The organism is Micromonospora sonneratiae (genome assembly GCF_042679305.1).
Taxonomy (GTDB): domain Bacteria; phylum Actinomycetota; class Actinomycetes; order Mycobacteriales; family Micromonosporaceae; genus Micromonospora_H; species Micromonospora_H sonneratiae.
Genome location: NZ_JBHTMP010000036.1, coordinates 1 through 26,350, shown reverse-complemented (window position 1 = coordinate 26,350; position 26,350 = coordinate 1). Strand labels below are relative to the sequence as shown.

The 26,350-nt window shown below is 69.9% G+C and carries 22 protein-coding genes and 1 riboswitch; of the genes, 9 read left to right on the top strand and 13 right to left on the bottom strand.

All coding sequences use genetic code 11. From position 1 onward, the window contains the following. Positions 1–64 precede the first annotated feature (64 nt). Together ACFQ4H_RS21800 and ACFQ4H_RS21795 are read right to left on the bottom strand one after the other, a co-directional pair. Complete coding sequence (locus tag ACFQ4H_RS21800; protein ID WP_377573156.1) at positions 65–1,861, bottom strand: vWA domain-containing protein; 1,797 nt, start codon at positions 1,859–1,861, stop codon at positions 65–67. A 60-nt stretch (positions 1,862–1,921) separates the two neighbouring features. Then, a complete protein-coding gene (locus ACFQ4H_RS21795; RefSeq protein WP_377573154.1) occupies positions 1,922–3,193 on the bottom strand; it encodes a serine/threonine protein kinase in 1,272 nt (423 codons plus the stop codon). A gap of 298 nt (positions 3,194–3,491) precedes the next feature. On the opposite strand from ACFQ4H_RS21795, the gene ACFQ4H_RS21790 reads away from it, so the two are divergent. Both ACFQ4H_RS21790 and ACFQ4H_RS21785 read left to right on the top strand, forming a co-directional pair. Beyond that, entirely contained in the window at positions 3,492–5,303 is a 1,812-nt protein-coding gene (locus tag ACFQ4H_RS21790) for a glycerol-3-phosphate dehydrogenase/oxidase (protein ID WP_377573283.1), read from the top strand. 51 nt (positions 5,304–5,354) lie between these two features. Next, the gene (locus tag ACFQ4H_RS21785; protein ID WP_377573152.1) at positions 5,355–5,915 is read left to right on the top strand and encodes a hypothetical protein; all 561 of its coding nucleotides are present in this window, start codon (positions 5,355–5,357) and stop codon (positions 5,913–5,915) included. A gap of 11 nt (positions 5,916–5,926) precedes the next feature. On the opposite strand, the gene ACFQ4H_RS21780 is transcribed toward ACFQ4H_RS21785, so the two are convergent. After that, positions 5,927–7,327 carry an FAD-binding oxidoreductase gene (locus ACFQ4H_RS21780; protein WP_377573150.1) on the bottom strand — a complete coding sequence of 467 codons (1,401 nt, stop codon included), beginning with the start codon at positions 7,325–7,327 and terminating at the stop codon, positions 5,927–5,929. A gap of 11 nt (positions 7,328–7,338) precedes the next feature. Further along, a complete protein-coding gene (locus tag ACFQ4H_RS21775) occupies positions 7,339–7,512 on the bottom strand; it encodes a hypothetical protein (RefSeq protein WP_377573147.1) in 174 nt (57 codons plus the stop codon). A 26-nt stretch (positions 7,513–7,538) separates the two neighbouring features. On the opposite strand from ACFQ4H_RS21775, the gene ACFQ4H_RS21770 reads away from it, so the two are divergent. After that, positions 7,539–8,771, top strand: a complete 1,233-nt coding sequence (locus ACFQ4H_RS21770) for an FUSC family protein (protein WP_377573144.1) — start codon at positions 7,539–7,541, stop codon at positions 8,769–8,771. A gap of 84 nt (positions 8,772–8,855) precedes the next feature. Here the strand turns inward: ACFQ4H_RS21770 and ACFQ4H_RS21765 are convergent, their stop codons facing one another. Beyond that, the gene (locus tag ACFQ4H_RS21765; protein ID WP_377573281.1) at positions 8,856–10,187 is read right to left on the bottom strand and encodes an aminotransferase class V-fold PLP-dependent enzyme; all 1,332 of its coding nucleotides are present in this window, start codon (positions 10,185–10,187) and stop codon (positions 8,856–8,858) included. Positions 10,188–10,327: 140 nt separating this feature from the next. Beyond that, positions 10,328–10,480: riboswitch (SAM riboswitch) on the bottom strand. 24 nt (positions 10,481–10,504) lie between these two features. Between ACFQ4H_RS21765 and ACFQ4H_RS21760 the strand changes: the two genes are divergently transcribed. Next, positions 10,505–12,217, top strand: coding sequence for a PrsW family intramembrane metalloprotease (locus tag ACFQ4H_RS21760; RefSeq protein WP_377573141.1), 1,713 nt, complete (start codon positions 10,505–10,507; stop codon positions 12,215–12,217). A gap of 164 nt (positions 12,218–12,381) precedes the next feature. Here the strand turns inward: ACFQ4H_RS21760 and ACFQ4H_RS21755 are convergent, their stop codons facing one another. Further along, positions 12,382–12,720, bottom strand: coding sequence for a GroES family chaperonin (locus tag ACFQ4H_RS21755; RefSeq protein ID WP_377573137.1), 339 nt, complete (start codon positions 12,718–12,720; stop codon positions 12,382–12,384). A gap of 169 nt (positions 12,721–12,889) precedes the next feature. Here ACFQ4H_RS21755 and ACFQ4H_RS21750 point away from each other — a divergent pair, with 169 nt between their 5' ends. Next, positions 12,890–14,191: an AI-2E family transporter gene (locus ACFQ4H_RS21750; protein WP_377573134.1), complete on the top strand. Its 1,302-nt coding sequence runs from the start codon at positions 12,890–12,892 to the stop codon at positions 14,189–14,191. A gap of 50 nt (positions 14,192–14,241) precedes the next feature. Here the strand turns inward: ACFQ4H_RS21750 and ACFQ4H_RS21745 are convergent, their stop codons facing one another. After that, positions 14,242–16,332, bottom strand: a complete 2,091-nt coding sequence (locus ACFQ4H_RS21745; protein WP_377573278.1) for an ATP-dependent DNA helicase — start codon at positions 16,330–16,332, stop codon at positions 14,242–14,244. Positions 16,333–16,548: 216 nt separating this feature from the next. Between ACFQ4H_RS21745 and ACFQ4H_RS21740 the strand changes: the two genes are divergently transcribed. The 3 genes from ACFQ4H_RS21740 (at position 16,549) to ACFQ4H_RS21730 (ending at position 19,091) form a co-directional block, all read left to right on the top strand. Next, on the top strand, positions 16,549–17,052 hold the full coding sequence (locus ACFQ4H_RS21740; protein ID WP_377573131.1) for a DUF402 domain-containing protein: 504 nt from the start codon (positions 16,549–16,551) through the stop codon (positions 17,050–17,052). A 400-nt stretch (positions 17,053–17,452) separates the two neighbouring features. Beyond that, complete coding sequence (locus ACFQ4H_RS21735) at positions 17,453–18,079, top strand: DUF47 domain-containing protein (protein WP_377573128.1); 627 nt, start codon at positions 17,453–17,455, stop codon at positions 18,077–18,079. A gap of 4 nt (positions 18,080–18,083) precedes the next feature. Continuing rightward, positions 18,084–19,091, top strand: coding sequence for an inorganic phosphate transporter (locus ACFQ4H_RS21730; RefSeq protein WP_377573125.1), 1,008 nt, complete (start codon positions 18,084–18,086; stop codon positions 19,089–19,091). Between the two features lie 172 nt (positions 19,092–19,263). On the opposite strand, the gene ACFQ4H_RS21725 is transcribed toward ACFQ4H_RS21730, so the two are convergent. Then, on the bottom strand, positions 19,264–20,232 hold the full coding sequence (locus tag ACFQ4H_RS21725; protein WP_377573123.1) for a Gfo/Idh/MocA family protein: 969 nt from the start codon (positions 20,230–20,232) through the stop codon (positions 19,264–19,266). Between the two features lie 95 nt (positions 20,233–20,327). Between ACFQ4H_RS21725 and ACFQ4H_RS21720 the strand changes: the two genes are divergently transcribed. Further along, the gene (locus ACFQ4H_RS21720; protein ID WP_377573120.1) at positions 20,328–21,182 is read left to right on the top strand and encodes an NUDIX hydrolase; all 855 of its coding nucleotides are present in this window, start codon (positions 20,328–20,330) and stop codon (positions 21,180–21,182) included. A 200-nt stretch (positions 21,183–21,382) separates the two neighbouring features. On the opposite strand, the gene pstB is transcribed toward ACFQ4H_RS21720, so the two are convergent. From pstB to mshD, 5 genes are all read right to left on the bottom strand, one after another. After that, a complete protein-coding gene (gene pstB, locus ACFQ4H_RS21715; protein WP_377573117.1) occupies positions 21,383–22,159 on the bottom strand; it encodes a phosphate ABC transporter ATP-binding protein PstB in 777 nt (258 codons plus the stop codon). A 20-nt stretch (positions 22,160–22,179) separates the two neighbouring features. Beyond that, positions 22,180–23,271, bottom strand: coding sequence for a phosphate ABC transporter permease PstA (gene pstA, locus ACFQ4H_RS21710; RefSeq protein WP_377573114.1), 1,092 nt, complete (start codon positions 23,269–23,271; stop codon positions 22,180–22,182). Further along, a complete protein-coding gene (gene pstC / locus ACFQ4H_RS21705) occupies positions 23,268–24,350 on the bottom strand; it encodes a phosphate ABC transporter permease subunit PstC (protein ID WP_377573111.1) in 1,083 nt (360 codons plus the stop codon). The genes pstA and pstC overlap by 4 nt, the downstream gene beginning before the upstream one ends. A 37-nt stretch (positions 24,351–24,387) precedes the next feature. Next, entirely contained in the window at positions 24,388–25,482 is a 1,095-nt protein-coding gene (pstS, locus tag ACFQ4H_RS21700) for a phosphate ABC transporter substrate-binding protein PstS (RefSeq protein WP_377573108.1), read from the bottom strand. 240 nt (positions 25,483–25,722) lie between these two features. Beyond that, on the bottom strand, positions 25,723–26,350 hold a 628-nt coding region (gene mshD, locus ACFQ4H_RS21695), incomplete at its 5' end, for a mycothiol synthase (protein ID WP_377573105.1).

The following is a 26,350-nucleotide window of genomic DNA, read 5'->3' as shown; positions in this document are numbered from 1 at the left end:
GGAGAGGCTCTCGGGGTGCCCCCACCGCCCCAATGATCGACTGGCTCAGCCAGTGGGACGGAAACTACCTGGCGCCGAAGCTGTGGACCACGGCCCGGAACGCATCCTCGATCCTGGCCGGGTCTCGGGCGTCGAAGGCCTTTCCCCCGGATGTCTTTGCGATCTCTTCCAGGGATCCCAGGTCGGAATCCCGGTCGAATGCGATGCAGAAGATCCGGACGGGTTTCCTCGGATCCAGCTTGACGTCGCGGAGCAGCCTGGCGAGGTTGTTGTCGGCGTCGTATTCGTTCCTCCCGTCGGTCAGCACCACGACCGCGTTGATCCGATCAGGGGCATAGTTCTCGACCATGTGTCGATGCGCTGCCCGTACGGTGGTGTAGAGCGCGGTGCCCGGCCCGTCGGCCTTCAGCTTGTCGAGCTTCTCGGTGAGGGCTCCCTGGTCGAGTCTCGAGAGTCGCACCTCGGGCTTGAAGGGGGCGTCCGGGTGCTGCTTCGTCTCCGTCGAGAACGACCACAACGCGACTTTGTCCTCGGTGCCCAACAGGGCCAGGGCCTTCCTGGTCGCCTCGGTCGCCCGCTCGAAGCGGGAACGGTTGCCGGATTGTGCGTTCATCGAGGTGGACGTGTCGATGGCGACAAGGATGTTCGCCTTCTTGCTGAGCTTGTTCCAACCTTCCAGGATCTTCGTCACGACCTCCGGGGCCGGCTCCTTGAAGGGATCCCTCGGGGCGCCGCGGGCATGCGTCCACCTGGAGAGCTCTGCCGAGGGGGTCCGCCTGTGGTCGCGGAAGCCGAACAGTTGGAACTCCTCCTGCTGCGGCTTCTCCAGCAGGAATTCGTGGAAGTCGTCGGCGATCTGTCGCTGCTGCTGGTCGGTCGAGGGCAGCACCACGTACGGGTGGTCGAGGTCGTAGGTGCCCTCCCTGGGATGTAGTGCGATCAGCGGCACCCTGGGCCTGACCGGCTCGCCGGAGCTTCCGCTGCTCGGACTCATTTCGCCCCGGTTGTACTGGTAGACCAGCGACTCCTGCATCACGATCGCGTTCAGGTCGGTGACGCCCGCCTCGCCATCGAGGGACAGGTCCGCCTCGGCATGCCGCTTGAGCAGGTCGACCACATCGTCGGTGTAGTGCGATACGTTCGCCTCGATGCCGCGGACGTACGCGGTGACCGCGTCCTTCTCCAGGTCGTCGAGGGTCAGGGTCGAGCCGCCCTCCTTTCCGCTGGCCGCGTAGTACGTCGCGATGGTGGCTGCGAGGCCGGAGGTGGACAGTGCGGGGTTGTCCTTACTGAACGTGAAATTGCCCAGTTCCGGGTGCCCGAAGGTCGCCCAGCCATCCTGACTGGGCGCACCCAGGATCTCGCCCCAGCCGAGCGTGCCGCGCTCCTGGAGCAGCAAGCCCTTCTCTTTCGGTAGGGCGATGACCAGTGGGCTGCTTGCGATAACCGGATGGTCCTCGCGAGGTAGCAGGGCGTCCCTGTTCAACTGCCTCAGTTGGCCGATCCAGAGCGAGGACGCCGGTAACCAGACCTGTGGCACAGGTGAGCTGCCGGCCCATCCGCCGGCCAACTCGTTCATGGCCTCGCCTGAATTCATGCCCTGGACGGTCACGGTGGCGCACCTGCCCGCCACGTCCCGGCCCCGGCTCTTGTTGTAGCGCTCGGCGAGCTTGCCGATCAGTGAGCTCTTCTCGGAGGAGGAGTTGACCCTCAGCGGGACGCACCCGGCGGGGTCCGGTCGGACGATCACATAGGTCGCGGCGATGACCACGAGCCCGGCGACGACGGAAATCGCGTACGGCAACCAGCGGCGGGCGGAGTGCCTGCCGGGAATTACCAGTTCTTCACTGGTTCGGCTCACTTTGATAGACATTCTTCCGTTCCGCCTAGGTCTGGGCAGGGAGGTGAACCGGAACCGTGGTCAGGGACCCGGGCTGGGAGGCGGGCGGTAGGTGATCGGGGTGGCCCCGGCGGAATCCGCCCCGGGTCGAGCCGACAGCGCGGTGGCCAGCAGCAGGCGAACGCTGTAGACCACGACGAACGTCACCGTTGCGGCGATCACTGCGGTACCGGTGTCGCTGGAAGCTGCGTACCCGGCAGCCGCCCCGGTCAGCCCGAGGAACACCGCGGTCGATATGCCCCACGGGTCGGCGTACTCCCGGCGCAGCCGCTGGGGCCAGGTTTCCCGCCGTACGGTTTCCGCTGGGGCCGTGGCGGTCGGCGCCGGGGAGGTCGGGACCGGGATGGTCATGGTCGGGCGGTTCGGCATCGGGTACGTCGGTGCGGGCGCGGTGGCCCGGACGTTGCCCTCCCGCAGAACGGCCTCGAGCGGCGGGGTGGCCGAGGGACGGGCGACGTAGCCGAGCAACCGCAGCAGCACCTGTTCGGCGCTGGGCCGGGCCTGTTGGTCCTTGTGCAGGCACTGTCTGATCAGCTCGTCGAGTGGGTCGGGCAGCACCGGCAGGTCAGGTGGCTCGTGGAGCACCCGGTGCATCACGGCGCCGATCGAGTCGCTGCCGAATGGCGGTCGGCCGGTCGCCGCGAACGCGATGGTCGCCGCCCAGGCGAACACGTCACACGCGGGGCCGACCTCGTCGTTGCGGAAACGCTCCGGTGCCATGTACGGCGCGGTGCCCATGACCTGTCTGGTCATCGTCTCGGTGAGGTCGAGGGCACGGGCGATCCCGAAGTCGATGACCCGTGGACCGTCCAGGCCGAGGATGACGTTGTCCGGCTTGAGGTCACAGTGGACGACGTCCGATCGGTGGATCGTGGTGAGGGCGGTGGCGATGCCGACGGCCAGCCGGTGCAACGTGTTGCCGGACATCGGTCCCTGCTCCCGAACGTGCCGGCGCAGGGTGGGGCCCTCGATGAACTCGCTCACCACGTACGGTGCGTCCCCGTCCACCTCGGCGAAGAGGATCTGCGCGGTGCAGAAGGACGCGACCCGACGGGCGGCGGCGATCTCCCTGGCGAACCGGGCCTTGGCCCGGGGGTCGCGGTGCAGGTCGACATTGATCACCTTGACGGCGACCCGCTGTCCGTCACCGTCCCGTCCCAGGTAGACGACTCCCTGTCCGCCCGTACCCAGCCGGGCGAGCAGTTGGTAGGGCCCGGCCGAGCGTGGATCATGCGGGCTCAACGGTGTGATACCCGGCATCGTCACCCCCATCAGGCCGACCATCTGGACCATTCAGCTCTGTCGGCCCGGCATCCCCCGTTGCGGACTACACGGGTATGGTGTCACGCCCGCGCCAATTGGCGGGAACACATGTTGCCTGGTTGCGGGAACACGTGTCTGCCTGATCGGCAGGGACGGGTCGGCCGGAGCGATCATGACTGCGCAGAACGGACCCGGCCTGGAACAACCGTTCGGTCCGGCGAGGGCCCGACCTGCGGGCCCGACCTGCGGGTCGGAATCACCGCTGCCTGGATCACCGTGCGCCGTCCATTGCCTGGCGGGCTACGGTAAAGGTGTGCGTGACCCCAATGTGTCCCGGTACGTCGCCAGCCAACTCTCTCCGACCCGCCGCGATGACGACCTGCGCCGCCTCCGTAACGAGCGCTTCGACGTGCTCGTCATCGGTGGCGGGGTGACCGGTGCCGGTGCCGCGCTGGATGCCGCGTCCCGGGGCCTCAAGGTCGCCCTGGTCGAGGCCCGTGACTATGCCTCGGGCACGTCCAGCCGGTCCAGCAAGTTGATCCACGGCGGCCTGCGCTACCTGGAGCAGCTGGAACTCGGCCTGGTCCACGAGGCGCTCACCGAGCGTGGCCTACTGGCCACCCGACTGGCTCCGCACCTGGTTCGACCGGTGCCGATCCTGGTCCCGTTGCCATCCCGCACCGGGGTCGCCGGGCTGCCCGCCCGCGCCTGGCAGCGTTCCTACTACGGAGCCGGGGTGGCGGCCTACGACGCGTTCGCCGGGCTGTTCGGTGGTGGTCGCGGCATGCCGCTGCACCGCCACCTGACCCGGGAGGGCGCCCGGCGGTTGTTCCCGAGCCTGCGCCAGGATGCCATCGCCGGGGCGATCCGCTACTACGACGGACAGGTCGACGACGCCCGACTGGTGGTCACCCTGGCCCGTACCGCCGCCAGCCTGGGCGCGACCGTGGTGACCAGTGCCCGGGCGGTCAGCCTGATCCGCCAGGCCCGTGAGGTGACCGGGGTACGGGTCCGGGACATGGAGGCCCGGCCCGGCTCGCCCGAGGCCGAGTTCGACGTGAGCGCCCGTACGGTCATCGCCGCCACCGGCGTCTGGACCGACGACATGTCGCGGATGCTCAACGACGTCGGGCTGCGCCCGAGCATGCGGGTACGGGCGTCCAAGGGGGTGCACCTGGTGGTGCCCCGCTCGGCGATCAGCGGCGAGGCGGGACTGATCCTGCGTACCGCGACCTCGGTGCTCTTCGTGCTGCCCTGGGGCGGGCACTGGATCATCGGCACCACCGACACCGACTGGCAGCTCGATCGGGCCCACCCGGCGGCCTCGGCCCGGGACATCGAATACCTGCTCGACCAGGTCAACCCGGTGCTCGACCGGCCACTGTCCAAGTCGGACATCGAAGGGGTGTACGCCGGCCTGCGCCCGCTGCTGTCCGGCGAGGCCGACTCGACCTCCAAGCTGTCCCGCGAGCACGCGGTGTTCGAGCCGATGCTCGGTCTGCTGCTGGTGGCGGGCGGCAAGTACACGACGTACCGGGTGATGGCGGCCGACGTGGTGGACCAGGCCGTCCGTCGGCTCGGCGGGAACCGGCCGTCGCGTACCGCCGACCTGCCGTTGCTTGGCGCGGACGGCTACACCGCGATGTGGCGGGACCGGGCGGACCTGGCCCGGCGGCACGGCGTGCAGGTGGGCGTGGTGGAGCACCTGCTGGAGCGCTACGGCACGCTCACCGTCGACCTGCTGGCCCTGATCGAGGCTGATCCACTGCTGGCCGCACCGCTGGCCGGGGCGCCGGAGTACCTCGCCGCCGAGGTCGCGTACGCGGCCCGCGCCGAAGGGGCGCTGCACCTGGACGACGTACTGACCCGGCGTACCCGGATCTCGATCGAGACCGCCCACCGGGGGACCGAGTCGGCGGAGCACGCGGCCGAGCTCATGGGCGCGGTGCTGGGCTGGGACGAGACGGTACGCGCTCGTGAGGTCGAGCACTACCTGGCCCGGGTGGAGGCGGAACGGCAGTCGCAGCAGATGCCCGACGACGCGACCGCGGACGCGGCCCGGGTCGGCGCACCGGACGTCCGGGGCTTCGCCGCCGCCGACCGGGGAGTCGAGGAGGACCTGCGCGGGCTCCAGCGCTAGCCGGAAGCGGGTGGGACTGCGGCGTCGATGGATTCACCGTACGGTTGTCGGATGAGCATTCGTCGATGGCGATACGTCCTGCCTCTGCTGGCGGCCAGCGCGCTGGTGGTCACCGCGGCAGCCGGATGTACGGGTGCCGAAACGCCGTCCCAACCGGCGGGCGGCCCGCCGACCCCGGTGGTCGGTGGCACCGGCCCGTCGCCGGGGTCGCCGGAGGGTTTCCCGCCGACGCCGACGGGCACCCCCGCCGGGCAACCACCGTCGGCTGGCGGCAGCGAGGTCACGATCGTCCGTAGCGGCGGCTTCGCCGGGGTCTGGCAGTCGGTGACCGCCGGTACGGACGGGAAGTGGACCTTTTACAACCAGCCGAACTCCCGGGACGCGCAGAACGGCACCCTCACCGTCGGGCAGCGAACGAAGCTCCGGTCGCTGCTGGCCGATCCGGCGCTGACCGCCGAGGCACGACAGCGCCCCGGCTCGCCCAACTGTGCGGACGGGTTCTCCTACACCCTGACCACCGGCGCGTTGACGGTTTCCTGGCTCGACTGCGGCAGTTCGCCGAAGACGGCCGGAGCCGTGGTCCAGTTGCTGGCGGACACCACCCCGTTCTAGGCCGGAACCGGTCAGAGCACCTTGCCGGGGTTGAACAGGCCGGTCGGGTCCAGGGCCGACTTGATCGCCTGGTGCACCCGTACACCCACCGGGCCGATCTCCTGAGCCAGCCACTCGCGTTTGAGCAGGCCCACCCCGTGCTCGCCGGTGCAGGTGCCGCCCATCTCCAGCGCGAGCCGCATGATGTCGTCGAATGCCCGCCGGCCGCGTTCGATGCTGGCCGGGTCGGCCCGGTCGACGACGATGTTGGGGTGCATGTTCCCGTCACCGGCATGCCCGACCACACCGATCGTGACGCCGCACTCCTCGGCGATCCGGTCCACCCCGTCGAGCAGTGCCGCCAGCGAGCCCCGGGGAACCGCGACGTCGTCGATGATCAACCCACCGTTGCCGCCCGGGAACGCCTCGGCGGCGAACCGCTCCATCGCCGGGTGCGCCATCCGCCGGGCCTGCAACAACGCGGCGGCTTCGATCTGGTCGGTCGCCGCGAACACCTCGTCCGCCCCGGCGGCCTCGCACACCTCGGCCAGCCGTTCGAGGTCGGCCGCCGCCCTCGGCCCGGTGTCGGACGCGGCCAGCAGCAGTGCGCGGGCGTCCGTACGCAGCCCCATCGACTGGTACGCCTCGATCGCCCGCAGGTGGGTCTGGTCCAGTAGCTCCAGCAGGCTGGGGGTGAGGCCCTGGGCCGAGATCTCGGCCACCGCAGTGCCGGCCGCTGCCGTGGAGGGGAAGACGGCGACCAGGGTGAGCGACTCCTCCGGGGCGGGCCGCAGGGACACGGTGATCTCGGTGATCACGCCGAGGGTGCCCTCCGAACCGACGAAGAGCCGGGTCAGGTCGTACCCGGCGACGCCCTTGGCCGTACGTCGGCCGGTGCGCAGCACCTCGCCGGAGGCCAGCACGACCTCCAACCCGAGTACGTACTCGGTGGTCACCCCGTACTTGACGCAGCACATGCCACCGGCGTTGGTCGCGACGTTGCCGCCGATGGTGGACGACTCCCAGGAACCCGGGTCGGGCGGGTAGCGCAGCCCGTGTTTGCCGACCTCGGCGGCCAGGGTGGCGTTGACCACCCCTGGTTGCACCACGGCGATCCGGTTGACCGGGTCGATCTCCAGGATCTGGTTCATCCCGGCGGTGGAGAGGATCACCGCTCCGTCGACCGCGTTGGCCGCGCCCGCCAGGCCGGTACGGGCCCCCTGCGGCACCACCGGTACCCCGTGTCGGGCGGCGGCCCGGACGACGGCGACCACCTCGGCGGTGTTGCGGGGGCGGGTGACCACGGCCGGCATACCGGCGACACACAGATCGGCTTCGTCGCGTTGGTGGACACGGAGCAGATCCGGGTCGGTCAGCACCGCACCATCGCCGAGGGCGGTACGAAGTTCGTCGAGCAGCGGGGAACCAGTCACGCCTGAAGAGGCTATCCGCCGGAAGCCGTACCGGCCATGGTCATCTCCCGTACGGCCGGGCCGGTCCCGGGCGTGCCGGCAACGGCGGAGCCGGGCGTGCCGGCAACGGCGGAGCCGGGCGTGCTGGCAACGGCGGAGCCTTGGCGGCCGAACTTGTCCGTCCAGGGCGTCTTGCGACGATTCATCGGGCTCATGGTGGGTAGTCCCGGTCATGGCCGCTCGGAGGGATAAGTCGGTCAAACTGCACATCGATGGCGTGCAACTCGACACCGACGCCCACCGGATCTCGGAGGCGCTCGCTGAACTACGCCGGAAGTCCGTACCGACGTTGCACGACCGGATCTACCGCGTCCGGCTCAGCCTCGGGCTTGCCGTGCAGGCCGCGATCGCCGCCGCCCTGGCCTGGGTCGCCGCGCACGAACTGCTCGGCAACCCCGAACCGGTCTTCGCGCCGATCGCGGCGGTCGGCACCCTGGCCTCGTCACTCGGCCAGCGGCTGCGTCGGACCGTCGAACTGATCGTCGGGGTGGCCCTGGGAATCGCCATCGGTGACGGACTGCTCATCGCCATCGGTACCGGGCCCTGGCAACTCGGCCTGATCGTCGGGATGTCCATCATCATCTCCATCGCCCTGGGTGGTGGTCCCGCCGTGGTGACCCAGGCAGCCGCCACCGGTGTGCTGATCGCCACCCTCAGCCCCACCGTACGGAACCTGGAGTTTCCCCGGGTCATCGACGCACTGGTCGGCGGCATCGTCGGGCTGCTCGTGGTGGCCGTGTTGTGGCCGAGCAACCCGTTACGGCTGGTGGACAAGGCCGCCCGGCGGGCGCTGGACATCCTGACCAAGCAACTGTCGGTGACGTCGGACGCGCTCGCCAATGGAGATGCCAAGCAGGCACAGCACGCCCTGGACTGCCTACAGGAGGTGGAGGAGCGGATGGACGAGCTACAGGACGCCCTGGAGGGCGGCCGGGAGACCGCCATCCTGTCCCCCGTCCGCTGGCACCGGCGAGGGGCGCTGGCCCGTTACTCGCAGAGCATCGAGTTCATCAACCATGCCGTGCACAACAGCGGGACCCTGGTTCGGCGGGCGGTAACCGCCCTGGAGGACGAGGAACCGGTGCCGCCGACCATGCCGATGGCAGTGGCCAACCTGGCCGAGACGGTACGACGACTGGTGCAGGAACTGGGCCGGGGGGAGAAGCCTGAAGCGACCCGTGAGGTGGCGCTCCGTGCGGTCAGTGAAGCCGGTCGGGCGTACAACGACGGGGTGGGTTTCTCCGGCAGCGTGGTGGTGGCGCAGATCCGTACGACCGCGAGTGACCTGCTGCGGGCCACCGGACTCGAACGGACCGAGGCCAACCATCTGGTCCGCCAGGCGATCGGCAGTGCGTCCAAGGCGACGGCGGAGACCGCACCCCACACGCACATCGAGGACGAGTGAGGTGCGGCCCATGACCAGATGACCACGCCTGGAGCTACGGTCAACCGATCCTGCCCGGAGCTTCGATCGTGCCCGGTACGTCGGTCAGCCGATCGTGCCCAGCGCGTCGAGCAGCCGATCGACGTGGTCGACGGTGCTGCCCAACCCGATGCTGACCCGTAGCGCGGTCGGCGGCAGATCGGTACGTCCGGTCCGGGCGGCGGCCTCGGCCAGAAGCCGCCGGGCCAGTGGGTGGGCGCAGAACAGCCCGTCCCGTAACCCGATCGCGTGTTTGCGGGCCAGTACGGCGGCCACGTCGGCGGAGTCGTGACCGGCGACCACGAAGGAGACGATGCCGACCCGCTCCGCGTCGGCGTCGAAGGTACGTAGCTCCACGACATCGGGCAGCGCGGCGAGTCCGGAGCGCAACCGCCCGAGTAGCGCCTGCTCGGCCGAGCACAGTGCGGCCCGGTCCGCCCCGTCCAGGGCCACGCAGACCGCAGCGAGGGCGACCGCGCCGAGCAGGTTGGGCGTACCCGCCTCATGCCTGGCCGGACCCCTGGCCCACCGTACGTCGTGGGTCGCCGATCCGACGTGGACGGTTGCCCCACCCCCGGCCAGGTACGGCGGTGCCGCGTCCAGCCAGTCCGCCCGCCCGACCAGCACCCCGGCACCGAACGGCGCATAGAGCTTGTGCCCGGAAAGGGCCAGATAGTCCACCCCCAGCTCGGTGATGCTGATCGGGACGTGTGGCGCGAGTTGGGCGGCGTCGACCGCGATCCGGGCACCGTGCCGGCGGGCGACCAGCGCCAGTTCGGCTACCGGCCAGCACTCTCCGGTGACGTTGCTGGCCCCGGTCACGGCGACCAGGATCGGAGCGTCGGTGGGTCGGCCTGCGCCGTTGGATGAAGCTGCGCCGGTTGCTCGGCCTGCGCCGTTGGATGAAGCTGCGCCGGTTGCTCGGCCTGCGCCGTTGGATGAAGCTGCGCCGGTGCGTGGGGCCGGGTTCCGGCGCAGCTCACGTAGTGCCGCGTCGAGTGCCCGTACCGCCGCGCCGGGCGAGGACGGCACCGGCAGCCGTACCGTGCCGGTTGGCCAGGGGAGCAGGTTGGCATGGTGCTCGGCGTCGAAGGTGACCACCGAGGTCCCGGCCGGAAGGGCGCTGGCCAGCAGGTTGAGCGCGTCCGTGGTGTTACGGGTGAAGACGACGTGGTCGTCGGCCCGCGCATCGAGGAAGTCGGCGATGGACTGCCGGGCCCGTTCGTACGCCAGGGTGCAGTGCTGCGACAGCGCGCCGGCGCCCCGGTGCACGCTGGCGTACCAGGGCAGCAGTTCGGTCACGGCGTCGGCGGCGGCTCGCGCGCACGGTGCGGTGGCCGCGTAGTCGAGGTTGATCTGGCCGGGCACACCGAGTACGCCGAGCGAGCCGGGCACGATGCCGGCCTTCGGGCCACGCCGGTTCGCCCGACGCTGCGGGGCGATCCACGGAATGGAAACGGTGGAGGTGGGTGCGACTGGGGTGCGCATGAAGAGCCCCTTCGACAATCCAGGGACCCCGAGTGTGAAAAGGGTGATGGGGTCCGCGCTTGCCCAGCACACGGATCGGGCTGGGCCCGGTCATCACCCGGGGCACCCCACCGCGAACCTCAACGAGGGTTGCCGGCCAGCAAGCCGGGGCTTCGACCACCTCCTGGATAGGCGGTGATCGTTGGTCGCTGGCACTCGTGACCTGACTCGGAGCATAGCGGGCATGGATGCGCCCCGGAAACCCGGTGGCGGGTGGCTACGCTGACGGCATGGCCGACACCCCACCCGGCGGTGCCCCGTACCCGTCGTCGCCGCCCCCGCCCGCCGGTCCGCCGTATCCGCCGGCCGGGCTGCATCCGCCGCAGGGACCGGTGGTGACGCGGGTACCCGGGCGTGGTCTGAGTTGGCGGCGTGGCCTGGTGATGGTGGGAGCGGTCCTGTTCATTGCCGCCTGTGCCATTTACATGCTCTTCACGCTGGGTGAGAACCTCGGCGTCACCGCGCTGCTGGTCGGTCTGGTCGCGGCGATCCTGCCGGTGCCGGTGCTGGTGGCCTGTTTCCTGTGGCTCGACCGGTACGAGCCGGAACCGATGAAGTATCTCGTCTTCTGCTTCGCGTGGGGCGCGTTCGTCTCCACCGCCGCGTCGTTGACGGTGAACACGCAGGCGGCGGAGATCTTCGCGAAGATGGGCCTGCCCGACGCGCTGGTGGCGGTGCTGGTCGCTCCGTTCATCGAGGAGCTGACCAAGGCGTTGGGGCCGATCCTGCTGCTGATCTTCCGGCGGCGGGAGTGGTCCGGGATCACCGACGGACTCGTCTACTGTGGACTATCGGCGGTCGGGTTCGCGATGGTGGAGAACATCCTCTACCTCGGCGGCCACGGCTACGCCACGGGTGTCGACCAGTACGGCCCGGCGACCGGCGCGCAACAGGTCTTCGCCATCTTCATCATGCGCATCCTGCTCACCGGCTTCGCCCACCCGTTGTTCACCTCGATGACCGGTATCGGGCTGGGCATCGCCGCCCGCTCGGCCGACCTGCGGGTTCGCCTGCTCGCCCCGCTGGCGGGCCTGATCCTGGCGATGATCCTGCACGGTGCCTGGAACCTCATGCCGTCGCTGGTCCAGGCGACCGGCGAGGCGTTGATCCTGCTCTACGGCTACATCGGGGTGATGGTGCCCATCTTCTTCGGCATGGTCGGGCTGGCCATCTGGCTGCGGACCTGGGAGGGGCGACTCGTCGAACGCACCCTGCCCGACTACGTCCGCGCCGGCTGGCTCACTCCACCGGAGGTCGCCTCGCTGGCCAGCCTCGGTCGTCGGCACTCGGCCCGCCGTTGGGCCCGTCGGGTGGCCGGCGACGCGGGTGCCAGGGCGATGCGGAGCTACCAGTTCGCGGCGACCCGGCTTGCGCTGCTTCGGGACGGGGCACGACGCGGTCTGGACACCAAGCCGAACGATCTTGCCCGGATCGCAACCGAGGAACAGCAACTGCTGGCCGAGATCTCCGCCTGTCGGCAGGTCTTCGTCGGCCGTGACCCACAGGCCCCGGTCGGCGTGTGGGACGGAACGCGCTACCACCTGACCTTCCCGGACGGGGTACGCCGGCCGGTGGAGGCACCGGACGAGCCAGTGGTGCCCGTACCGGTCGTGCTGGCGCCGCCTCCGGCGATGGCGTACGTCGGTGGCTACCGCCCGCCCTACGGTCCGGGGCCGATCGGGCGACCACCGTTGGGCGGCGGCCTGGGCAGCCCGGTCGGCAGCGGCGGCCCGGTCGGCAGCGGCGGCCCGGTCGGTAGTGGCGGCCCGGTCGGTAGTGGCGGTCCGGCTGGTCCATATCCATCCGGCCCGCAGTCGGCCGGGCCTTCGCCGTACGGCCGCCCGCCGGTCGGGGCACCCGTTCCCGGATCCGCCGAGGAATGGGGCCCACCCCGGGCCTAGCGGGTGGCGGCGGCGAGGGTCTTCGGCCCGTCGGTCGGGTCGGCCCGTCGGTCGGGTCGACCCGCTGGTCCAGCCAGTTGCTGGTCCAGCCAGTTGCTGGTCCAGCCGACCCGCCGGTCCGGCGGCAGAGGTAGCCGCCGACCGCTGTCGCCAGCGGTCGGCGGTCAGAGGTAGAGGCCGGTGGAGTCGGGCTCGACGCGCTGAGCGGCGACCGCGTGCACGTCACGCTCGCGCAGCAGGACGTACTCCCGGCCGTGTAACTCGACCTCGGAGCGGTCGTCGGGGTCGAAGAGCACCCGGTCGCCAGCCACGATGGACCGTACGTTCGGCCCGACCCCGACCGCCGTCGCCCAGGACAACCGTCGACCCATCGAGGCGGTCGCCGGGATGACGATGCCTGCGGTGGAACGCCGCTCGCCCTCGTTGCCTTCGAGGCGGACCAGGACGCGGTCGTGCAGCAGGCGGATGGGCAGGCCAGAGTCGAGGTTCGGATCGCCGGTCACGATCGAGACGTTACCAAGGCTGCGAGCCTGCGCCGACGCTGCCGGGTCGGGCGGTGCCAAGGGTTGAGCCGGTGCGTCGGAGGGCAATGTCCGGGATAAGTCAGGGCTGGTCAACTTGAGCCCGTTTGGCGATACCCGGCTAACGTAAGAGGCCGATACCAGCCAGGAGGTGCACTTGAGCCGCTTCGAGAAGTTGCGGGCGAGGCTCCGCCGCGCCTACGAGTCAGGCCGCGCCTCGGTCAAGACGGCGCGTGGGCGTGAGCACCGGGGTAACGACGGTTCCGCCAGCGACGCACCTCCTGCTGCCCTGCCGGCCGCCCCCGTAGCGTCGGCGGCAGAGACGGGAGCGGCGACGGAGATCCATCCCTCCACGTCGAGCCGTGACGATGCCGACGTGCCGCACGGTCTGCGGATCGCCGCCGCCTGGGCGTGGCGGCTCGGTGTCCTCGGCGTCGTCGGTTGGGCGCTGATCGAGGTGATCGGGACGATCCGGATCGTCGTGATCCCGCTGGCGGTCGCCCTGCTTCTCTCCGCCCTGCTGGCTCCGGCGGTGGGCTGGTTGCTGCGGATCCGGTTTCCCCGATCACTGGCAACCGGGCTGGTGCTGGTCACCGGGCTGGGCGCGGTGATCGGCACCCTCACCCTCGTGGTCAACGAGTTCATCGCCGGCGTCCCGGCGTTGAGCAAGGACGCCACCAAGGGCGTACGGCAGATCCAGGACTGGCTCAAGACCGGCCCGCTGCACCTGTCGGACGGCCAGCTCAACCAGTACATCGACCAGGGGCAGAAGTGGGTGGACGAGAACACCCAGGCTCTGACCAGCGGCGCGCTCTCCACCGCCACCACCGTCTTCGAGGTGCTCACCGGCACCCTGCTGGTGCTCTTCGCGACCTTCTTCTTCCTCCGGGACGGGGGTCGGATCTGGGGCTTCCTGGTCCGGCTGCTGCCGTTCGCCGCCCGGCTGCGGGTCGACGAGGCGGGCCGGGCCTCCTGGGCGACCCTGGTGGCCTATGTCCGGGCCACCGTGCTCGTCGCCTTCATCGATGCGGTCGGTATCGGGATATTCCTGGTCATCTTCGACATCCCGTTCGCCTTCCCGCTGGCTGCCCTGGTCTTCCTCGGCGCGTTCATCCCGATCGTCGGGGCGACCCTCTCCGGTGCGGTGGCCGTACTCGTGGCACTGGTCGACAGCGGCTGGGTGACCGCCCTGATCATTCTCGGCGTCGTGGTCGGCGTTCAGCAGGTCGAGGGCCACATTCTCCAGCCGTTGATCATGGGCCGGGCGGTGGCGTTGCATCCGTTGGCCGTCGTCATCGCCATCACCGCCGGCGTGGTGCTGGCGGGGATCGTCGGTGCGCTGGTCTCCGTACCGTTGATGGCCGTGCTCAACACCGGCATCCGTCGGCTTGCCCACGGGCCGATGCCACCACCGGAAGCGGTGGTGGTCGCGGCAGAACCACCCGGCCGTTGACCGCCGCTTCCGCTGGCCGACGTCCGGTCGGCCGGCGGAAGCCGGCAGGCTCAGTCGCGGCTGAGCCGTTCCAGCGCACCCCGGGCGACATCGGACCGGGTGGTGTACCAGAACGGCGGTAGCGAGCGACGGAGGAACGCGCCGTACCCGCGAGCCGTCTCCAACCGGGAGTCGAGCACCGCCACCACGCCCTTGTCACCGGTCGACCGGATGAGCCGCCCGACACCCTGGGCCAGCCGTACGGCGGCGATGGGCACGCTGACCGCCGCGAACCCGGACCCACCCGTGGCGTCGACGGCCGCCGCCCGCGCCGCAGCCAACGGCTCGTCCGGGCGGGGGAACGGCAGCCGGTCGATGACGACGAGTTGGCAGGCGTCACCCGGAACGTCCACGCCCTGCCAGAGGGACATCACCCCGAACAGACAGCTCGACCGGTCCTCGCGGAACCGGCGGACCAGCAGCGGCAGCGCCTCCTCCCCCTGGAGCAGCACCGGCAGGTCGGTGCGGGTCCGCAGCAGCTCGGCTGCCTGCTGGGCGGCCCGTCGCGAGGAGAAGAGCCCGAGCGTACGGCCACCGAGCGCGTTGACCAGCGCCAGCAGCTCCTCGGCGGCCGGGTCGGGCAGCCCCGAGGCAGCGGGCCGGGGCAGGTGCGCGGCCACGTAGAGGATGCCCTGCCGGGCGTAGTCGAACGGCGAACCGACGTCCAGTGACCGCCACCCGGGGCCGGAGTCCCGGCCGTCGTCAACCCGGGTCTTGGCGGCGGTCTTCGCCGGCTGTCCTCCGGTATCCGGCTGCCCGCCCGCTGCCGGTCCCGCCTTCCGGCCCGGTGCGGTAGCCGCCGCGAGGGCCGACGCGGCAGGCGACGGCGGTGGCGGATCAGGTGCCTCCAGCCCGAGCGCCCGGGCCACCGTGTCGAACCGTCCGCCCAGGGTGAGCGTGGCCGAGGTGGCGACGACGGTGCGTTCGTCGTACAGGTGGGTGGCCAACGTGCCGGCGACGGAGAGCGGGGCGACGACCAGGGCGCGTCGGCTGGACCCACCGATCTCCGCCTTCTCGACCCAGGCCACGTCGTGGTCGGCTTCCTCCAGCAGGCGTTGCGCGGTTTTGGACAGCTCGTCGAGCACCGCCTTGGCCTGCTGCTTGCGTACCGGGTCGGGATCGTCGGCCTTGATGTCGCCGATCTCGTCGAGGGCGGTCCGGGTCGCCGCGTCGAGCAGCGTGCACGCCTCGCGTAGCGGGGCCGGCAGCCCGTCGACCAACCGTCCGGCAGGCACCTCGGTCAGTCCGACCGAAAGTGCGTCGCCCGCCTCGGTGAGAGTCTCTGCGGTTTCGGGTTTGAGCACCGGTCGGGCCCGCCGGGCCGCCCGGTCGATCAACTCCGGTACGAGTTCCGCCTGGGCCGCCGAGGAGACCCGATCGGCGAGCTCGTGGGCCTCGTCGACGACGAGCAGCTTGTGCGGCGGCACGATGTGCCGGCCGGCCAGCATGTCGACCGCCAGCAGACTGTGGTTGGTCACCACTATGTCGGCCTCGCGGGCGCGGGCCCGGGACGCCTCGGCGAAGCACTCGTCGCCGTACGGGCAGCGGGCCGCCCCGACGCACTCGCGGGCTGGCATCGACACCAGTCGCCAGGCCTGCTCGTCGACCCCGGGGTCGAGTTCGTCACGGTCGCCGGTGTCGGTCTCCAGGGCCCAGTCGCGTAGCCGTTGGATCTGCTTTCCGAGCCGGCCCGCCTCGCCGAGCCACTTCGTGCCCCCCTGGGCGGACGTCTCGAAGAGGGTGTCCTCCGGCTCATCCTCTGTGGAGTTGTCCAGCCTGGCCAGACACAGGTAGTGATGCCGCCCTTTGAGCACGGCGAAGGTCGGCCGTCGACGCAGTACCGGCTCCACCGTGTCGGCCAGCCGGGGCAGGTCGTGGTCCACGAGCTGCGACTGTAGGGCGAGCGTTGCGGTGGAGATCACAACTGGACCGTCCACGGTCAGCGCGGGGGCGAGGTAGGCCAGGGACTTGCCGGTGCCGGTGCCGGCCTGGACCAGCAGGTGGTCGCCGGAGGCGATGCTCTCCTCGATCGCCGCAGTCATCTGCTGCTGGCCCGGCCGGGCTGCGCCACCGGGTACCGCGCCGACGGCAGCAGCCAGCAGCTCTGTGCCGGTCGGCTGGCCGGCGCGACGGCGACGACGACCCGGCCTGCCCGACCCGTTTTCCGAGTCGGTCGAGGTCGTGGAGTTGGCTGCGGAGGTCGGCGCGGTCACCGTGCGACCGTACCCGGCGCCCCTGACGTCCGGTGCGCTCAGCCACCCGGCGTCGCCCCGTTTTCTGGGCGGCAGGTGTTGGCGTGGATCGGCTAGGGTGCGGGAATGTCGAGTGATGTGGTGCGGGTCGTCTACCGCAAGTACGACGGCACCGCACACCGGGACTACCCGGCGCGCAGGCTGGCCGAGGACGACCTTGGCATCTGGCTGGGGGTGACCGCCGGAACACACTCGATCTATCACGGCCGGCCGTCGGTCGAACAAATTCCGTTCGTGCTGCTCGTGCCACATAATGCCTGGTGGACCGGCATGTTCAACCCGCCCCCGCGGACCAGCGAGGTCTACTGTGACATCGCCAGCCCGGCCCGCTGGGAGGGGGACACCGTACACCTGATCGACCTCGACCTCGATGTGGTGCGCCGCCGCGCCACCGGTGCAGTGGAGTTACGTGACGAGGACGAGTTCGCCGAGCACCGGGTCGAGTACGGCTACCCCGAGGACCTGGTCGTGCAGGCCGAGGCCGCCGCGGCGTGGCTCTACGGTGCGCTCGGCGACGGTACCGAGCCGTTCGCGACGGCGTACCGGAAGTGGCTGGCCCTCGTCGTCTGAGCCTGCCGCCTGACGCTGCCGCCCGGTCCCGGCTCGGCCTGAGTCGCCCGGTCCCGGCTCGGCCTGAGTCGCCCGGTCCCGGCTCGGCCGGACCCCACCATCGGATCTTGACGGCGGGGCGACCGCTGCTCCGGACCCTGGATCGTCCCTGTTCTGGTCGGTCGTGGTCATGCCGACCAGGTGATCTGGCTGCTTCGTTCCACGTCAGCCGTGGTCCGGCGGCAAAACCGCCGCGGGACATGCGCACGAGTCAAGATGAACGTTAGGTGAACGATGGGTTAATGGGGTTTGACCAGGGGTAGCCCGCAGGAATCAGCGTTTTCACGTTTCCTAGCATCTCCCGAGGGCAGGCTCCCCATATGGTCCGTCCCCCGTCCACCGACGCAACGAGGTCCGTCCCGTGAAGTTTTCCTTCCGCCCCAGCGAGGGCGCCTTCTACGAGCTCTTCACCAGGGCCGCGCAGAACCTGGTGCGGGGTACCGAGCTGCTCAACGAGTTGGCCCTGCCCGGCGTCGACGTCCAGTCGGTGAGCGAGCGGCTGACCGAGGTCGAGCACGACAGTGACCAGATCACCCACGAGCTCTACAAGAAGATCAACTCTACCTTCATCACCCCGTTCGATCGCGAGGACATCTACCGGTTGGGCTCGTTGCTCGACGACGTGATGGACCACCTGGAGGCGGTCGGCAACCTGCTCTACCTCTACGGGCTGACCAAGCTGCCGTCGCTGCCCCGGGAGATGCACGAGCTGGTCAACGTACTGGACCAGCAGGCCCGGCTCACCGCCGCGGCGATGCCCCGACTGAAGTCGATGAAGGATCTCGAGGACTACTGGATCGAGTGCAACCGGCTGGAGAACGAGGGCGACCAGGCCTATCGGATGCTGCTGGTCCGCCTCTTCTCCGGCGAGTACGACGCGCTGACCGTCCTGAAGATGAAGGAGGTCGCCGACGAGCTGGAGGCGGCCTGCGACTCCTTCGAGCACGTCGCGAACACCGTCGAGACCATCGCGGTCAAGGAGTCCTGAGTTCGTGGACACGACCCTCATCGCCGTCATCGCGGTGATCATCGTGGCCATGGTGTTCGACTACACCAACGGCTTCCACGACGCGGCCAACGCCATCGCCACCAGCGTCTCGACCCGGGCGCTCACCCCTCGGATCGCCCTCGCCCTGGCGGCGGTCGGTAACTTCGTCGGTGCGCACTTCGGGGCCGGCGTGGCCAAGACGGTGGGGGACGGGCTGGTCACCCTGCCCACCGGGGTGGAGAGCCTGGGGGTGCTCTTCGCCGGCGTCATCGGGGCGATCTGCTGGAACCTGATCACCTGGTACTTCGGTCTTCCGTCGTCCTCGTCCCACGCGCTCTTCGGCGGCCTGGTCGGCGCGACGCTCTTCGCCGCCGGTGGCGTCGTCCAGTGGCTGAACATCGTGGAGAAGGTCATCATCCCGATGGTGCTTTCCCCGGTGGTCGGCCTGGTGCTGGGCTACCTGGTGATGCTGGCCATCCTGTGGCTCTTCCGTAAGGGGCATCCGGGCAAGCTCGGCCGGGGCTTCCGTTGGGCGCAGACCGCGTCCGCCGCAGCCATGTCCGTCGGTCACGGTATGCAGGACGCCGCCAAGACGATGGGCATCGTGGTGCTCGCCCTCTACACCGGCGGCTACCAGAGCGACAAGTCGCACATCCCGGAATGGGTGTTCTGGACGTCGGCTGCGATGCTGGCGGCCGGTACGTACGCCGGTGGTTGGCGGATCATCCGTACGCTCGGCCGGAAGATTATCGACCTCGGGCCGCCCGAGGGCTTCGCGGCTGAGACCGTCGCCAGCGCGGTTCTCTACTTCAACGCGCTCGTGCTCAAGGCGCCGATCTCGACCACCCACACGATCACGTCGGCGATCATGGGTGTCGGGGCGACGAAGCGATTGTCGGCGGTGCGCTGGAACGTGGCCGGAAACATCGTGGTCGCGTGGGTGATCACCTTCCCTGCTGCTGCGATCATCGCCTGCATCACCTACTTCCTCGTCCGCCCGATCTTCGGCTGAGCGACTCTACCTTCAAGATCCACATATTTGGCGGAAGGGTGGCCATCCCGGTCTGGATGGCCACCCTTTCCGGGTAGGTGCCCATGCCCGGCCCAGGGGAATCCGCGCACCCGGCCGAGGTGTATGGCGCGCGGAGGCACCTGTGTCGGGCGCGGAGGGGTGGAGACTCCCGCTAGGGGTACGTGACGCCGACCTGCTCCCGTACGGCGTCGAGCAGCCCCATCACCTCCAGAGTGGCCGCGTGCGGCACCAGCGGGCTCTCCCGTAGGCCCGCCGCGAGGCAGCGCTGCACCTCGGCCGCCTCGTCCTGGTAGCCCCCGCCGACCAGTGGAGCGGAGAAGACCTCCGGCTCGGCGTCGGCCCGGTGCAGGGTGAACCGGTCGGGGCGGAAGAACAGGCTGGGCAGCTCGATTCGCCCCCGGGTGCCGGTGATCGTGGCCACCAGCGGCGTCGCACCGAGCATGCCGCAGGTCAGCATGGCGAGCGCGCCCGATTCGTACCCGAGGATGATCGCGGTGTTCTCGTCGACGCCCTCGGGGCTCAGCTTTGCCCAGGCCTTCACCTCGTCGGGTACGCCGAGCAGCAGGTGGGCCAGGCTGACCGGATAGATGCCGAGGTCCAGCAGCGCGCCGCCGCCCAGTGTCCGGCTCCGCAGCCGGTGCTCCGGCGGGAACGGCCCGGCCAGGCTGAAGTCGGCCGCGACCGTGGTCACCTCGCCGATCGCGCCATCGGCGATCAGCTCCAGCGTGCGCAGGATGAGCGGGTTGCAGCGCATCCACATCGCCTCCATCAGGAAGACGTCGTGGGAGCGGGCCGTCTCGACCAGTTCTGCGCTGCCGGCCCGGTCCAGCGTCATCGGCTTCTCGCACAGCACCGCCTTGCCGGCCCGTAGGCAGGTCAGGGCCGCGTCGCGGTGGGCGATGTGCGGGGTGGCGACGTACACCACGTCGACGTCGGGGTCGGTGGCGAGTTCGGCCCATGATCCGTACGCCCGGGGGATGTCGTGCCGGTCGGCGAACGCCTTTGCCGCCTCGGCGGACCGTGAGCCGACGGCGACGACCTCGGCGTCCGGCAGCAGGCGGAGGTCTTGGACGAAGCGTGCGGCGATGTTACCGGTGGCCAGGATGCCCCAACGTGTCATAGTCGGCACGCTAGCCGAGAGCGCTCCCAGGCCACTCGGCTGCCCCGGTGACTTGCCTGTGCCGGCCGGGCGATGGGGCGAACTAAGCTCGCGGAATGACGATCCGCGACTGGACCACGGCGCTCGACTGGTCCAAGGCACCAGCCCCGCTGGTCGAGCACGCCCGCCGTTTCCACGCCGAAGGCAAACCGCCGGCACCGGCGCGGGTCGCCGCCACCGTCCTGTTGTTGCGGCCCGCCACCACCACCGGCTTCGAGGTGTACGTCATCCGTCGGGTTGCCGCGATGGTCTTCGGCGGCATGTACGCGTTTCCGGGCGGCGGGGTGGACCCGTCCGACTCGCAGGTACGTCTCGGCTGGTCCGGCCCCACCCCGGGCGACTGGGGCCAGCGGCTGGCCCTGGAACCCGGCGCGGCGCAGGCGGTGGTCTGCGCGGCGGCCCGGGAGGTCTTCGAGGAGGCGGGCGTCCTGCTGGCCGGGGCGTCAGCCGACACGGTCGTCGGTGACGTCAGCGGGGACGACTGGGAGGCGGCCCGGTCGGCCCTGGTCAAGCGGCAGCTGCACTTCGCGGACCTGCTGGCCGAGCGGGAGTTGACGCTGCGGTCCGACCTGCTGGTGCCGTGGAGCCGGTGGATCACCCCGGAGTTCGAGCCGCGTCGCTTCGACACGTACTTCTTCGTGGCGTTGCTGCCGGAGGGGCAGCGGACCCGGGACGTCTCCGGCGAGGCCGACCACACGATGTGGATCAGGCCGGAGGAGGCGCTGGAACGGGCCGTCGCCGGCGAGATCGCCATGCTGCCGCCGACCATGCTCACCCTGGCCGAGGTGGCGGCCTGTGGTGAGCTGTCCGCCGTTCCGGCGGCAGCCGCCGGGCGTGACCCCGCCAAGCCGATCATGCCCCGGATGGAGTTCCCGTCCGACGGCAGCGAGCCCCGGTTCCTTCTCGACTGACCCGGACCAGCCCCCCTTTCCTCGTTGATCATGCCTGCCCCGTTGATCATGAAGTTATCATCACCGAAACCGACAAAATTTGCCTACAACTTCATGATCAACGAGGAGGGGAGGGGCGGCGGCAGGCCACCAGGCAGGTGGGTGGCGGGCATGATGCCTGCCCCGGGTTGGGGAGCCCTTCGTCACGCCCAAGCGGCAGCTCAGCCGAAGCGGCCGGTGATGTAGTCCTCGGTCTTCTTCACGCTCGGGTTGCTGAAGATCTTCTGCGTGTCGTCGTACTCGATGAGTCGACCGGGGTCGCCGGTCCGCTCGATGGAGAAGAACGCCGTACGGTCGGAGACCCGGGCCGCCTGCTGCATGTTGTGCGTGACGATGATGATCGTGAACCGGTCCTTCAGCTTGAACATCAGGTCCTCGATCGCCAGGGTGGAGATCGGGTCCAGTGCCGAGCAGGGCTCGTCCATCAGCACCACCTGTGGCTCGACCGCGATCGTCCGGGCGATACAGAGCCGCTGCTGCTGACCGCCGGAGAGACCGGCCCCGGGCTTGCCCAGCCGGTCCTTGACCTCGTCCCACAGGTTCGCTGACCGCAACGCCTGCTCGGCGGCCTCGGAGAGGACCGACTTCTTCCGTACGCCGTTGAGCCGCAACCCGGCGACCACGTTGTCGAAGATCGACATGGTGGGGAACGGGTTGGGCCGCTGGAAGACCATGCCGATCGTCCGACGGACCGCCGTCACGTCCACGTCGCGGTGGTAGATGTCCTGGTCGTCGATGGTCAGTTTGCCGTCGACCCGGGCACCGGGCAGCACCTCGTGCATCCGGTTGATGGACCGCAGGAAGGTCGACTTGCCGCAGCCCGAGGGGCCGATCAGGGCGGTGACGGTCTTCGGCTCGACGGTCAGGTTGATGTTCTCGATCGCCTTGAACGAGCCGTAGTAGGCGGTCACGTTCGTTGCTTCGATGCGCTTGGCCATGGTGGTACTACCTCCGAGGATCAGCGGCTCAGCCGGTTACGGCGGGCCAGCAGCTTCGCCGCGATCGTCAGGACGAGGACGAGGGCGACCAGGGTGAGCGCCGCCGACCAGGCCCGGTCCGGCGCGTACTTGGAGGCGTCCCCGGCCTGCTGGTAGACGAAGAGCGCCAGGGACGACTGGTTGTTCTCGAACGGGTTGAAGTTGATCGCCGCGCCCCCACCGGCGACCAGCAGTACGGGTGCGGTCTCCCCGGCGGCGCGGGCGATGGCCAGCATCACGCCGGTGACGATGCCGGGCAGGGCGGTGGGCAGCACGATCCGCAGGATCGTCTTCCACTTCGGCACCCCCAGGGCGTACGACCCTTCGCGCAGCGGGGCCGGCACCAGGCGCAGCATCTCCTCGGTGGAACGCACGATGGTCGGCAGCATCAGCACGCTCAACGCCAGCGCGGCAGCGAAACCGGAGTAGCCGGGCCGGCCGTCGTTGAAGACGGGCGTCACGATCAGCACCCAGAAGGCCAGGACGAAGAGGCCGGAAACGATGGACGGGATGCCGGTCATCACGTCCACGAAGAACCGGATCGCGAAGGCGAACCGGCCCCGGCCGTACTCGACGATGTAGATCGCGGCGGCGATGCCGAGCGGTACGGTGATCAGCGCGGCGATGCCGACCTGTTCCAGGGTGCCGATGATGGCGTGGTAGGCACCACCGTTCGCGTCCCGGGCCCCGATGTTGTTCATCGAGGTCAGGAAGAAGTTGGCGTCGAGCCGTTCGAGGCCCCGGCTGACCAGGGTCCAGACCACCGAGGCCAGCGGCAGGACGGCCAGTACGAAGGCGGAGTGGATCAGGGCGTGCCAGGTGCGGTCGCGGGCCCGTCGCCGGCCCTCGATCACGTTGCTGGCGGCGTACAGCCCGGCCAGGTAGAGCAGTGCGCCGATGACGACCACCAGCACCGGGCCACCGATGCCGGTGCCGTAGACGATCGCGGCCGAGCCGGCCAGGGCGGCCACCGCGATACCCAGCATCGCGGGTACGGGCAGCCGGCGGGTCCGTAGGTCGCCGATCGGTGCGCTGGAGGGCCGGGTGGCGGTCGGGGTGGTCGTGGCGGTCATGCGGCGGACTCCGTGAACTCCCGGCGGCGGTAGAGGATCGCCCGTGCGGTGATGTTGACGATCAGCGTGATGGCGAAGAGCACCAGGCCGGAGGCGATCAGTGCGCCGCGACCGGTGTCGCCGGCCTCGCCGAAGGCGTTGGCGATGTTGGCGGCGATGGTGTTGCCGCCGTTCTCGATGAGGTTGACCGAGATGCCGAAGGTCATGTTGAGGGTCAGCGCGAGGGCGATGGTCTCGCCCAGGGCCCGGCCCAGGCCGAGCATCACGGCGGCGACGATGCCGGGCCGGCCGTACGGCAGCACGGCCGTGCGGATCATCTCCCAGCGGGTGGCCCCGAGGGCGAGGGCGGCCTCCTGGTTGGCGGCCGGGGTCTGGAGGAACACCTCGCGGGACAGCGAGGTGACGATCGGCAGCACCATGATCGCCAGAACCAGCGAGCCGAGCAGGATCGATCGGCCGAACGGGCCGTCGCCGCCGAAGATCGGCAGCCAGTTGAAGTACTTGTTCAACCAGGCCGACAGGTCCCGGACCGGTTCGTAGAGGACCTCCCGGCCCCACAGGCCGAAGACCACGCTCGGTACGGCCGCCAGCAGGTCGACCAGGAACCCGAGGGTCGTGCCGATCCGGCGGTGGGCGTAGTGGGACAGGTAGAGCGCGATCCCCAGCGCGACCGGTACGGCCATCAGCAGCGCCAGCACCGCGGAGAGCACCGTCCCGAACGCCAGTGCCCCGATGCCGAACTTCGGCTCGGGGTCGTTGGGGAACCAGCCCTGGAAGGTGAAGAAGTTGACGGTGTTGGCCTGTAGCGCCGGGACCGCCCGGGCGATCAGGAAGACCGCGATGGCCACGATGATGACGAGTACCGCCGCGCCGGCGGCCAGCGTGACGCCCCGGAAGGCCCGTTCGGTGCCGAAGGCCCGGCGTCGGGGCAGGCCTCCGCCGCCGCCCAGCCCGGCCGGCCCGGGTGAGGCCCCCGTCGGGGCGGGGGCGTCGGACGGATCACGGTCCAGGATGGTGGTCGCTGGTACGTCGGCCGACTGCGCCGAGGCGCCGGCCGAGCGGGGAGGGTTCTCGCCCATCTGCGCTCGCTTACGTTCCGTAGGTACGGGGAAGGCTTCAGGAGATGTTCTTGACGGCGGCTTCGACCTTGGTGCGTACCGACTCGGGCAGCGGGGCGTAGCCCAGCTCAGTCAGTTCCGCCTGGCCGGCGCTGCTGGCGGCGTGGGTGAGGAAGCCCTTGAGCAGCGGGAGCTTGTCGGCGGGAACGCCCTTGCTGCAGACGATCTCGTAGGTCACCAGGACGATCGGGTAGGCCCCGGCCTCCTTGGTGTTGTAGTCGATCGACATTTTGAGGTCGTCGCCCTCACCGGTGAGCTTCGCGCCGGCGACGGCCTTACCGGCCGACTCGGCGGTCAGCGCGGCGAACTCGCCCGCCCCGTTTCCGATCTTGGCGGTCTTCAGGGCCGAGTTCTCGGCGTACGACCACTCGACGTAGCCGATGGCACCGTCGGCCTGCTTGACCGCGCTGGCCACCCCGTCCGAACCCTTGGCGCCGGTGCCGCCGGGCGCCTTCCATGCCTTGGCCTTGCCGAAGGTCCAGTCCGCCTCGGCGGTCTTGCTCAGGAAGGCGGTGAAGTTGTCGGTCGTGCCCGACTCGTCGGAGCGGTGCACCGCCTGAATCGTGGTGGCCGGCAGCTTGACGCCCGGGTTGTCCGCCTGGATGGCGGCGTCGTCCCACTTGGCGACCTTGCCAGCGAAGATCTTTGCGAGGGTGGCCGGCTTGAGCTGGAGGTTGTCCACCCCGGTGAGGTTGTAGGCGATGGCGACCGGGCCGATCACCATCGGCAGGTGGATGGCCTTGCCGCCGACGCACTTGGCGTCGGCCTTGGGCTGCTCGTCGTCCTTGAGTACGGAGTCCGAGCCGGCGAAGTCTGCGGTGCCGGCGATGAAGGCCTGGATTCCGGCGCCGGAGCCGGAGGGCTCGTAGTTGATCGTCGCGCCCTGGCACTTCTGCTGGTACGCCTTGATCCACTCGCTGACAGCGTTCTTCTGGGCTGACGAACCCTGCGCGTTCAGCGTGCCGGTTGCGCAGTCGGCGGAGCTGGTGGACGCGGACCCGGTGGGCTCGTTGTTGTCCGAGCCGCAGGCACTGAGGGCGAGCGTCGCAGTCAGAGCGAGGCAGGCAAGCGTGCCGTGCCGCTGGAGCTTCACCTGAAGGTTCCCTTCACATGGACGGAAGCGCCGGGATCCTGTGCACCCCGGGAGCCGGTCGTTGAACCAGCTAGTAGGGAAGTTAGGAGTGCCAGGTAGCCGGTTTGCCGGTCGTGGGTGAACGAAGGGTGAACAGGTGTGACCAGGTGAATGGCCGGAAGTTTAGGGTGAGTTGTCCGTTCCGTTAACTGACGGACGGGAGGTGACCATGTCGGGTAGAAGATCCCGAGAGTGCCGCCTTTACGGTTTCCGGTAGCGGACGTCCGTCGACCGCAGGGCGAACCCGAGCCGGGTGTAGAGCGCCGTAGCGCCGGTGTTCGACTCGTCGACGTAGAGCATCGCCCGGGTCAGTCCCCGGTCCCGCAGATACAGCAGGCCGGCGGTGGTGAGTGCCCGTCCCAGGCCGAGCCCGTGTGCCTCCGGTTCCACGCCGACGACATAGACCTCGCCGATCGGTTCGGAACCGGCCAGATCGTGCACCTTGGTCCAGTGGAAGCCGAGCAGCCGTCCGGTGTCGTCCTCGGTCGCCAGCAGGAAGCCGGCCGGGTCGAACCAGGGCTCGGCCATCCGGGTGTGCAGGTCGTCCAGGGTCCACCGGCTCTGCTCGGGGTGGTCGGCGAAGGCCCGACGGTTGACCGCCAGCCACCTCTCGTCGTCCTCGCCGGGCCGGAAGCTGCGCAGCGACACCCCGGCCGGCAGCCGGGGCTCGGGCAGTGGGACGGTAAGCGACCGACGGAACTGCCACAGCACCCGGGCCCGCTCGAACCCCAGGTCGAGCGCGAGGGCGGCGGCGGCCGGGTGGTCGCCGTGCGCCCAGACGTTGAGCGGTCCGCCGGCCCGGGCTGCGGTCGCGGTGACCAGGGCTCGA